The organism is Burkholderia sp. E168m15 (genome assembly GCF_016586105.1).
In the GTDB taxonomy this organism is placed as follows: domain Bacteria; phylum Pseudomonadota; class Gammaproteobacteria; order Burkholderiales; family Burkholderiaceae; genus Burkholderia; species Burkholderia orbicola.
Genome location: NZ_BCPO01000043.1, coordinates 17,482 through 26,715, shown reverse-complemented (window position 1 = coordinate 26,715; position 9,234 = coordinate 17,482). Strand labels below are relative to the sequence as shown.

Below are 9,234 nucleotides of genomic sequence, written 5' to 3'. Positions count from 1 at the left end.
CGCGCTTCGCCCCTTTTCACGGGACCTGCACACACGATGAATACGACCACCCTGACCTCGCAGGACGCCGCGCGCCCCAGCGCCGCGAAGATCCGGCGCATCATCTTCGCGGCGTCGATCGGCAACGCACTCGAATGGTTCGACCTGATCGTCTACGGCTTCTTCGCGGTGACGATCGCCAAGCTGTTCTTCCCGGCCACGAGCGAAGCGACGTCGCTGATGCTGACGCTCGGCACGTTCGGGCTGTCGTACCTGATCCGGCCGATCGGCGGCTTCGTGCTCGGCGCGTATGCCGACCGCGCGGGCCGCAAGGCGTCGCTGCTGCTGTCGATCGCGATGATGATGGCCGGCACGCTGCTGATCGCGCTGATGCCGACCTACGCATCGATCGGCATGCTCGCGCCGCTCGGGATCATGCTGTCGCGGCTGATGCAGGGCTTTTCCGCCGGCGGCGAATTCGCGAGTTCGACCGCGTTTCTCGTCGAGCACGCGCCGCAGCGGCGCGGCTTCATGTCGAGCTGGCAGTTCGCGAGCCAGGGCCTCGCGACGTTGCTCGCGTCGGGCTTCGGCGCGCTGCTGACGGCCACGCTGACCACCGCGCAACTCGAAAGCTGGGGCTGGCGCGTGCCGTTCCTGTTCGGCCTCGCGATCGGCCCGGTCGGGCTGTACATCCGCCGCTACGTCGACGAAGGCGTCGAGTTCAAGACGCAGGCGCGCTCCGAAGCGCCGGTGCGCGAACTGTTCGCGGATCAGAAGCTGCGGCTGCTGCTGTCGGTCGGCGCGCTCGTGATCTCGACCGCGATCAACTACATGATCCTGTACATGCCGACCTACGCGATCAAGCAGCTCGGGCTACCCGCATCGACCGGTTTCGCGGCGACGCTCGCGACCGGCTTCGTGCTGACGCTCGTCACGCCGGTCGTCGGCCATCTGTCCGACAGCACCGGGCGAATCCGCATGATGGCGGTCGCGGCCGTGCTGATGCTCCTGACCGTGTGGCCGACGTTCGCGTGGCTCACGCGCCACGCGTCGTTCGCGACGATGCTCGCCGCACTGGTCTGGATCGGCGCGCTGAAGGCGATGTACTGCGGCGCGCTGCCGGCGCTGATGGCCGAACTGTTCCCGTCGCAGACGCGCGCCACCGGGCTCGCCGTCAGCTACAACACCGGCGTCACGCTGTTCGGCGGCTTCGCGCCGTTCGTCATCACCTGGCTGATCAGCACGACCGGCAACCGGCTGTCGCCGGCGCTCTATCTGATGGGATGTGCGCTGCTAAGCCTCGCCGCGCTGTTCGTCGCGCGCACGCGGCTGAAAATGCGCTGACGCGAGAAACGGCGGCGCAGCAAGGCTGCCGCTGAAACCGCCGGACTCGGTGCGACTCGGCCCGTCGCGGCATCGCTGCCGCGCGGGCCGCGCGCCGTTTACGGCGCCGGGTTCGGCTGCCGTTCGTGCAATGCGTCGATCTCTGCGAGGATCTCGTCGGACAGCGTCACGTCGACGCTGCCGATGTTCTCCTTCAACTGCTCGAGCGACGTCGCGCCGACCAGGTTGCTGCGCACGAACGGGCGGCTGTTGACGAACGCGAGCGCCAGTTGCGCGGGCGACAGCCCGTGACGCTGCGCGAGCGCGACGTAACGCGACGTCGCCTCGACGGCTTGCGGCTTGCTGTAGCGCTGGAAGCGCTCGAACAGCGTGATCCGCGCGCCGGCCGGACGCGCGCCGTTCTCGTACTTGCCCGACAGCCAGCCGAATGCGAGCGGCGAATACGCGAGCAGGCCGACGCCGTCGCGATGCGTGAACTCCGACAGCCCGTTCTCGAACGTGCGGTTCAGCAGGCTGTACGGATTCTGGATGCTCGCGATGCGCGGCAGCCCGAGCCGCTCGGCCGCGCGCAGGAACTGCGCGACACCCCACGGCGTTTCGTTCGACACGCCGATCGCGCGCACCTTGCCGGCCTTCACGAATTCCGCGAGCACGCCGAGCGTTTCCTCGATCGGCACCGTGTACGCGTCGTCGACCCACGGATACGCGGGACGGCCGAAGGTGGTCGTGCTGCGATCGGGCCAATGCAACTGGTAGAGATCGACGTAGTCGGTCTGCAGGCGCTTGAGGCTGCCGTCGAGCGCTTCGGTCAGGTTCTTGCGGTCGAACTGGTTGCCCTCGCCGCGAATATGACGCGGATTGTGCGGCTGCCGCGCCGGCCCGGCGATCTTCGTTGCGAGCACGATGCGGTCGCGCTGCGCGCGATGCTGCGCGATCCAGGTGCCGATGTACTGCTCGGTGCGGCCCTGCGTGTCGGGCTTCGGCGGCACCGGATACATCTCCGCGGCATCGATCAGCGTCACGCCGTGTCCGAGCGCGTAGTCGATCTGCTCGTGCGCGTCGCGCTCCGAGTTCTGCTCGCCCCACGTCATCGTGCCGAGACCGATCAGGCTGACCTCGATGCCCGAATCGCCGAGTGTGCGGTATTCCATGCTGTTCCTGTCGCGTCGGTGGAAAGCAGGAACGCTATCACATTGAAGCCACTGCTTCAGATGGGCCCCGCGCACGCTTACAAGCGGCCTTCGGCGCTGCTCCGCACGCTCACGCGCCCGCCCGGACGGGGGTGTCGCCCCCTCCCGTCACTGCGGCCGCTGGATGAAGCAGGTCGCCGACGCGTGCGCGACGATCTTGTCGTCCGGCGTCTTCAGCGTGCCCTCCGCGACACCCAGCGAACGCGACAGGTGAATCACGCGCCCTTCCGCGATCAGCTCGACGTCGCGCGGCACGGGCCGCAGCATCTTCACGTGCAGATCGACGGTGCCGTAACCGACGCCCGCGTCGAGCATCGAATGCACCGCGCACCCGGTGACCGAATCGAGCACCGTCGCGGCGAACCCGCCGTGCACACCGCCCAGCGGGTTCAGGTGCCGGCCGTCCGCCCGCGCCGAAAACTTCACGTAACCGAGCTCGACGTCGAGCGGACGCATCGGGATCGTCTCGGAAATCGATGCCAAGGGCGCGTCGCCCGACACGGCGGCACGCAGCAGGTCGAGGCCAGACAGGGAAAACGGGTTCATCGGGTTGTCTCCGGGTTGAAAGCGCGTCGCCGCGCGAGTAAGTTCTAAATTGGAACTCATTATTGTCAACGATGCCGGCCGTTGTCAACGCGGCCGCGCCCGTTGCGACCGAAGGCGGGTTCTATAATCGAACCCGCTATTTCGCTGAACCGCCGCACGACCGCCGCAAGAGACGAGAGACTCGACGATGAAATGGGATGACATCGGCACGCTGAACTGTTCGGTCGCGCGCACGCTCGCCGTGCTCGGCGACCGCTGGACCATGCTGATCCTGCGCAACGCGTTCCTCGGCTGCCGCCGCTTCGATGCGTTCCAGACCCAGCTTGGCGTGACGCGCCACGTGCTGGCTGAACGGCTGGCGCGACTCGTCGACGAAGGCGTGCTCGTCAAGCGCGCGTACCAGGAGCGCCCGCCGCGCTTCGAATACCGGCTGACCGAAAAGGGGCTCGACCTCTACCCGGCCCTGCTCGCGCTCATGGCGTGGGGCGACCGCTGGAAGGACGACGGCCAGGGGCCGCCGGTGCAATTGCGCCACCGAACCTGCGGGCAACTGATTCACGCGGTGACCGTGTGCTCGGCCTGTGGCGAACCACTCGACGCGCGCGACGTGCAGCCCGAGCCCGGGCCCGGGTGGATCGTGTCCGACGGGGCTGAGGCGTCTGCAGCCAGGGATTGACGGACGCGCTACACGCGGCTCGCGAATGACTGTCTGACGCACTCGCTGCACATACGCTTCGGCCATGGGCCGCATTGAGTCCAGGTCCTTCCAACCGGGGCGCGCGCGTTGCTCGCCACGCAAGCGCCTTGCAACGACGAACGCAATCGCATGCCATCGCGGCCCGATCCGCTATCCGTCGATCGCCCCGCTCGCACACGCGGGCTGCATGACGCAACTTTGCGTCACCCTCTCCACCCGTGCCGATCACCGCGTGGACCAGCGCTTCGCATCCGCACGTGACCGGGCCGCCACGCGTGCGTTACACTCACGGCCCGCTGTCTCGAAATTATTCGCTGTCCAAGATGTTGTCGCGCAATCGCCTCGCCGCCGCCTGTCTCGCCGCTTCCCTGCTCGCCACCCCGTTCGCCGCCTTCGGCAAGACGCAAAGCGAATCGCTGCTCCAGCAAGCGATCGACCTCGTGTCGCGATGGCTGCCGGCTCCCACTCACGAAGCACCCGCGACCCAGGTCGTCGAATCGGCCTTCTCGCCGGACGGCGGCGCCGAGGCGCTCGTGCTGAAAGCGATCGGCGCGGCGCGCAGCTCGATCCGGGTTGCCGCCTACTCGTTCACGTCGCCGCCCGTCACGCGTGCATTGCTTGCCGCCAAGCGCCGCGGCGTCAATGTCGCGGTGGTCGTCGACGACAAGGGCAACCGCGCGAAGAACAGCAAGCAGGCACTGAACCTGCTCGTCAACGCGGGCATTCCGACGCGCACGATCGACGCCTATGCGATCCATCACGACAAGTACCTCGTGATCGACGCCGAGCACGTCGAAACGGGTTCGTTCAACTACAGCGCGTCGGCAGCCAGCCGCAATTCGGAGAACGTCGTGGTGGTCTGGAACAATCCGCAACTCGCGTCGCGCTACCTCACGCACTGGCAAAGCCGCTTCGATCAAGGCACGCCGTACCGCTCCAGTTACTGACGCGCGACACGCGCTCTCGCCCGACGCCCGATCGCTCGCATGCACGCGACGTGTTGCAGATGATCGGCGAGCGCGGCCCGATGTTCAATTCGGCCGAATGGCCAGCATGCCGCGTTGCGAAGCGCCCGTCGCGCGCAACGCCGCCGCATTCAATGGATGTCAGGCCCCCCGCCCGGTCGCGATGCCGACATGCGGGCTCGACACACAGCGGTTCGCGTGCTCGTCCGCACTGCTTGCCGCATTCGGCGACAGCCAGGGGGCACCCATCGGCAGCGCACTGCGCACGCAATCGGTACTGAATGTCAGCGTGTCGTGCACCAACGGGTAAAGGAGATACAGCGCAAACGCGAGATAACCCGCGTAAAGAATTCGAACCATGGTGCGATGGGATGCGATGAACGATTGGACTCGTCCTGTTTTACGGCATGGCGACGCGCACCTTGAGGTATCGGCTGCCCGATTCCGCATCAGGACGCAACACGGGGCGATGACACCGGCTTCTCACCGTATCTTCGCCGGCCCTCACGGAGCCGATCCCCGCAGCCGCGAGACGTGCGGCATGGCGATGCATCGAAGAATGCGCGATACTGTCCGACGTACGACCCATGACGGCTCGACGGCCGGGACAAGAGACAAGACCTATGCAAATCGCACCGAAACCGGCCGACGAGGCGGCCCGGCTCGATACGCTTCATTCGCTCTCGATCCTCGATACACCGCCCGAAGAGCGCTTCGATCGCCTGACGCGTCTCGCGCGACGATTGTTCGACGTACCGATCGCCCTCGTCAGCCTCGTCGACGCGAATCGCCAGTGGTTCAAGAGTCATGCGGGCCTCGACGCCACGCAGACGCCGCGCGACGTATCGTTCTGCGCGCACGCACTGCTCTCGGGCGATACGATGGTGATCCAGGATGCACTGAACGACGATCGCTTCCACGACAACCCGCTCGTCACCGGCACGCCCGGCATCCGTTTCTACGCCGGCCGGCCGCTCACCGCACCGAACGGCGCCCCCGTCGGCACGCTGTGCCTGATCGACACGCGCCCCCGCTCGCTCGAACCCGACGAACTCGCACTGCTCGGCGATCTTGCCCACATGACCGAGCGCGAGATCGCCGCGCTGCATTTCGCGACCACCGACGAACTCACGCAGCTGACGAACCGGCGCGGCTTCGAGATTCTGGCCCGCCATGTGCTGAGCCTGTGCGATCGCGTCGGCCGTCACGTCGTGCTGCTGTTCTTCGACCTGAACGATTTCAAGGCGATCAACGACCGCTTCGGTCACGCCGAAGGCGATCGCGCGCTCAAGGCGTTCGCCGAGACGTTGACGGGTGCGCTGCGCGACAGCGACGTCATCGCACGGCTCGGCGGCGACGAGTTCGTCGTGCTGTTGAGCGCCGCCGATCCGGCCGATGTCGCCGAACCCGTCGAACGTGTGACGCAGGCGCTCGCGCAGCGCAACGCAGCCGACGCACGCGGCTATGCGATCCGCTTCAGCGTCGGCCACGTTGCCTATGATCGCGCACGTCATCGCACCGTCGCCGAGCTGCTTGCGTCGGCCGATCGCCTGATGTACGAACACAAGCAGCGCGGCAGGACGGCCGGCGCATGACCGCAGGCGAGCGAAGCGGGCGCGGCGGGATCAACCGGGCGCGCCGCGCTCGGCCACGAGCGTACAAGGCGCCGGTTCAACTGCCGCAGGGCGGCGCGCTGGCCATTGCGTCCGCGATCTGCTCGGGCGTCAGGTCGCGCTGATGCGTCGCCAGCGACCAGCGATGCCCGAACGGATCCTCGACCTGCCCGTAACGGTCGCCCCAGAACATGTCGGCGGCCGGAATCGTGACCGTCGCGCCGGCTTCGACCGCCTTCGCGATCGCCGCATCGGTGTCCGGCACGTACAGATGCAGGCAGACGGGCGTGCCTTTCAGCGCCTTCGGGCCCAGCGCACCATGCTCGGGCATTTCATCCACCAGCATCAGCGTCGAATCGCCAATCGCAAGGCACGCATGCGCGAGCCGGCCGTCGGGCATCGCGAGGCGAAACTGTTCGGTCGCATTGAATGCGCGCTTGTAGAAATCGATGGCCGCGGTTGCACCCGCACAGATCAGATGCGGGGTCAGCGTGCGCATCCCTTCCGGGATCGGCTTGACGGACGTGGGCATGGTGTCGCTCCTTCAGTCGGTTGTCATATCAAAAATCGGGACGGACGCGCGATGCGCACGCCTCCGATGCTACGACGGACGACGCCGACGGAAATCGACACGGTGCCCAGGATTTTTTTGTTCGCCTGACTGATGAGGGCGCAGGACGCCGCATCGGGCGTCATCGGCCCGTTCGGTCGGCCGGTTCGTCCGGCAGGCCGAATTGACGGCGGCAGGCTTCCAGCAACGCGGCCACCGCATCGAGCGGAAGATCGGCAAACCGGGCGATCGGCAGCATCACGCCGCCCGGCACCTTCGTGCGCGACGAATGGGCGGAGAACTGATAGCCGATGTAACGATTTCCGGCAACGCTGACGATCCGGAATCCAGTGACGTCACGCCACGGCGTGACGGGTTTTTCGCGCGCGGAGCCGATCAGCCGGAAGCCCGTCTCGTCGACCTGCAGCGCGAGCTTGCGCCGCGACGAGACGAACAACGCGGCACTGGCCAGCGCCAGCAACACGGCCAGCGCCGCTACCGGCCAGAGCGTCGGGGCAGCCACATAACCACACAAGGTCGCCGCGGCGAGCCCTGCACACACGGCCGCCCTGCTTTTCAGGCTCCGGCTGTCGACTGCCAGCGTGACCGGCAACGAACCGGTGACCGTTCCGTCGACGAGATCGACGTGCCAGCCCGAATCCGTCGTTTCGCGTTCGTCGTTCATTGCCCGCTGGCTCGTGTCGACGGCCGCCGGCCCATCGGCGCGGGCGGCACGCCGGGATTCCGATCCCTGCGCGAATCACGCGCCATTGCGCCGACGTCGGTCAATTGCATACCTTGACGGTACCGTTGGTCGTGCATTGCCCGATGGCCCAGTGGCTCTGCCCTGCCAGACGAGGCGCGACGCCCATGCCGCGAATCGGCGCGGCCGGCGGCGACGAGGCGGGAACGGTCGCCGACGCGGTCTCGGGCGACGGTTGCACGGGCGCAGGCGCGGACGCGGTCTGGCAGGCGGCAAGCGCCAGACAGAGCGCAAATGCCAGCGGGGCGATGGCGAATCTGGAGAGAATCATGAGTACGCTCGCGCGATTCGTTTTGAGTAACGGCCCGCAGTCAGATCTGCGGCAGATCGCGCAACGTGCGCGACTCACTCGTTGCATCGATGTCGAGTTCGATGCCTTCGGACGCATCGCGATACAGCACGCGTTTCAGCCTGGGGCCGATTGCGGTGGTGTCCGATGCCGAGAAGATCGCGCGGACATCGTTACCGGACGCGAGCGCGCGCGCCACGTCCGCCACCGGGGCCTCGCGGGGCGTCGCCGCCCACGAGCGATCGGCCGGGTTCACGGCCGCCCAGCGCACGTGCGTCACGCGCGCGCTGAGCGGATCGATTCGGACACCATTCACCGCAAACGTCGACATCGGCATCTCCCTTGAATTTTTGCGGCCGGCCGCATGCATGCGGCGCGCGGCGCGCTGCGACCAACCCGGATCTCGCCCGCGCGGCGCGCACGGCCTGCGATCGCGTGCGCTGCTTCGGCCAACGCGATTTTCGATGATACATTGGGACGCTTTGCAACCGTCAACAGACGATCGTGTACGGGAGAAACACATGAGCGACGCCTGGGGAACCTTCCCTGCCAGAATGGGCGACCATCAGGCTTTCATCAGCTTCAACCACGGCTTCGCGGAAATCGCCGAAGGCGATCCGCGCACGTCGCTGCTCAGCGTGCGGGTCCCCTTTGTGCATCCATCGCCTGAAGGGCTGCCGACCGGCGACGAATTCGCCGATCTCGCGAAGATCGAGGATCTGCTCGACGCCGCGATCATCGCGAAAGGCGGCGTGCAGGTCGGCCGCATCACCGTCGACGGCAACCGGGATTTTCTTTTCTACGTGCCGTTCGACGAAGAAGCAGCCGCGGAAATCGTCGACTCGCTGGCCGACCAGACGACCTATGCGCTGCAGTATGCCCATCAGGACGATCCGGACAAGACGACATACTGGCAGACGCTCTACCCGACCGACGACGACTGGCAGATCATGCGCGACATGCGCACGCTGGATGGGCTGCGGCAGCAAGGCGACGCGCCCGACGTGAGCCGGCGCGTGATGCACTGGGCATACTTCCCCGACCCGAGCGACGCGCACCAGTTCGCGGACTGGGCCGAAGCGAAAGGCTATCCGGTCGAATCGGTCGCGCCGACCGAAGACGGCAAGTCGGCGGTGCGGTTTTCGCACGAAAGCACGCTGGCGCTTGCCGACATCACGCGCCATACGGTCGCGCTCAGTCGCGAGGTACGCGCGCTCGGCGGGAACTACGACGGATGGGAAACCAGCGTTGAACAGGCAGGTTAAGCGGAGTGCGTGCCGGTTGCGCGTGATGTGACG

The 9,234-nt window shown here is 66.8% G+C and carries 12 protein-coding genes; 5 read left to right on the top strand and 7 right to left on the bottom strand.

Going from position 1 to position 9,234, the window contains the following annotated elements:
• Positions 1 to 36: 36 nt before the first annotated feature.
• Positions 37 to 1,323: an MFS transporter gene (locus tag JMF86_RS07720; RefSeq protein ID WP_201316912.1), complete on the top strand. Its 1,287-nt coding sequence runs from the start codon at positions 37 to 39 to the stop codon at positions 1,321 to 1,323.
• Between the two features lie 98 nt (positions 1,324 to 1,421).
• Here the strand turns inward: JMF86_RS07720 and JMF86_RS07715 are convergent, their stop codons facing one another.
• Positions 1,422 to 2,474, bottom strand: coding sequence for an NADP(H)-dependent aldo-keto reductase (locus tag JMF86_RS07715; RefSeq protein WP_012328428.1), 1,053 nt, complete (start codon positions 2,472 to 2,474; stop codon positions 1,422 to 1,424).
• A gap of 147 nt (positions 2,475 to 2,621) precedes the next feature.
• Positions 2,622 to 3,059: a PaaI family thioesterase gene (locus JMF86_RS07710; RefSeq protein ID WP_201316911.1), complete on the bottom strand. Its 438-nt coding sequence runs from the start codon at positions 3,057 to 3,059 to the stop codon at positions 2,622 to 2,624.
• A gap of 187 nt (positions 3,060 to 3,246) precedes the next feature.
• Here JMF86_RS07710 and JMF86_RS07705 point away from each other — a divergent pair, with 187 nt between their 5' ends.
• A complete protein-coding gene (locus JMF86_RS07705) occupies positions 3,247 to 3,735 on the top strand; it encodes a helix-turn-helix domain-containing protein (RefSeq protein WP_201316910.1) in 489 nt (162 codons plus the stop codon).
• 344 nt (positions 3,736 to 4,079) lie between these two features.
• The gene (locus JMF86_RS07700) at positions 4,080 to 4,703 is read left to right on the top strand and encodes a phospholipase D family protein (RefSeq protein WP_012328425.1); all 624 of its coding nucleotides are present in this window, start codon (positions 4,080 to 4,082) and stop codon (positions 4,701 to 4,703) included.
• Between the two features lie 159 nt (positions 4,704 to 4,862).
• Here the strand turns inward: JMF86_RS07700 and JMF86_RS07695 are convergent, their stop codons facing one another.
• On the bottom strand, positions 4,863 to 5,081 hold the full coding sequence (locus tag JMF86_RS07695) for a hypothetical protein (protein WP_201316909.1): 219 nt from the start codon (positions 5,079 to 5,081) through the stop codon (positions 4,863 to 4,865).
• Between the two features lie 263 nt (positions 5,082 to 5,344).
• Between JMF86_RS07695 and JMF86_RS07690 the strand changes: the two genes are divergently transcribed.
• Positions 5,345 to 6,316, top strand: a complete 972-nt coding sequence (locus JMF86_RS07690) for a diguanylate cyclase (RefSeq protein ID WP_201316908.1) — start codon at positions 5,345 to 5,347, stop codon at positions 6,314 to 6,316.
• A gap of 76 nt (positions 6,317 to 6,392) precedes the next feature.
• On the opposite strand, the gene JMF86_RS07685 is transcribed toward JMF86_RS07690, so the two are convergent.
• From JMF86_RS07685 to JMF86_RS07670, 4 genes are all read right to left on the bottom strand, one after another.
• Positions 6,393 to 6,866: a VOC family protein gene (locus JMF86_RS07685; protein WP_012328424.1), complete on the bottom strand. Its 474-nt coding sequence runs from the start codon at positions 6,864 to 6,866 to the stop codon at positions 6,393 to 6,395.
• Positions 6,867 to 7,026: 160 nt separating this feature from the next.
• Positions 7,027 to 7,569: an aspartyl-tRNA synthetase gene (locus JMF86_RS07680; protein WP_201316907.1), complete on the bottom strand. Its 543-nt coding sequence runs from the start codon at positions 7,567 to 7,569 to the stop codon at positions 7,027 to 7,029.
• 100 nt (positions 7,570 to 7,669) lie between these two features.
• Positions 7,670 to 7,918, bottom strand: coding sequence for a hypothetical protein (locus tag JMF86_RS07675; RefSeq protein ID WP_201316906.1), 249 nt, complete (start codon positions 7,916 to 7,918; stop codon positions 7,670 to 7,672).
• A 40-nt stretch (positions 7,919 to 7,958) separates the two neighbouring features.
• Entirely contained in the window at positions 7,959 to 8,267 is a 309-nt protein-coding gene (locus JMF86_RS07670; protein ID WP_011545327.1) for a hypothetical protein, read from the bottom strand.
• Between the two features lie 190 nt (positions 8,268 to 8,457).
• On the opposite strand from JMF86_RS07670, the gene JMF86_RS07665 reads away from it, so the two are divergent.
• Positions 8,458 to 9,201 (top strand): DUF695 domain-containing protein, encoded by a 744-nt coding sequence (locus JMF86_RS07665; RefSeq protein WP_201316905.1) that lies wholly within the window; start codon positions 8,458 to 8,460, stop codon positions 9,199 to 9,201.
• The last annotated feature ends 33 nt before the right edge of the window (positions 9,202 to 9,234 follow it).

Coding starts and splice junctions, on each gene's coding strand:
- JMF86_RS07705 (WP_201316910.1), top strand. CDS start 3,247: ATGAAATGGGATGACATCGGCACGCTGAACTGTTCGGTCGCGCGCACG.
- JMF86_RS07720 (WP_201316912.1), top strand. CDS start 37: ATGAATACGACCACCCTGACCTCGCAGGACGCCGCGCGCCCCAGCGCC.
- JMF86_RS07700 (WP_012328425.1), top strand. CDS start 4,080: ATGTTGTCGCGCAATCGCCTCGCCGCCGCCTGTCTCGCCGCTTCCCTG.
- JMF86_RS07670 (WP_011545327.1), bottom strand. CDS start 8,267: ATGTCGACGTTTGCGGTGAATGGTGTCCGAATCGATCCGCTCAGCGCG.
- JMF86_RS07675 (WP_201316906.1), bottom strand. CDS start 7,918: ATGATTCTCTCCAGATTCGCCATCGCCCCGCTGGCATTTGCGCTCTGT.
- JMF86_RS07715 (WP_012328428.1), bottom strand. CDS start 2,474: ATGGAATACCGCACACTCGGCGATTCGGGCATCGAGGTCAGCCTGATC.
- JMF86_RS07710 (WP_201316911.1), bottom strand. CDS start 3,059: ATGAACCCGTTTTCCCTGTCTGGCCTCGACCTGCTGCGTGCCGCCGTG.
- JMF86_RS07665 (WP_201316905.1), top strand. CDS start 8,458: ATGAGCGACGCCTGGGGAACCTTCCCTGCCAGAATGGGCGACCATCAG.
- JMF86_RS07680 (WP_201316907.1), bottom strand. CDS start 7,569: ATGAACGACGAACGCGAAACGACGGATTCGGGCTGGCACGTCGATCTC.
- JMF86_RS07690 (WP_201316908.1), top strand. CDS start 5,345: ATGCAAATCGCACCGAAACCGGCCGACGAGGCGGCCCGGCTCGATACG.
- JMF86_RS07685 (WP_012328424.1), bottom strand. CDS start 6,866: ATGCCCACGTCCGTCAAGCCGATCCCGGAAGGGATGCGCACGCTGACC.
- JMF86_RS07695 (WP_201316909.1), bottom strand. CDS start 5,081: ATGGTTCGAATTCTTTACGCGGGTTATCTCGCGTTTGCGCTGTATCTC.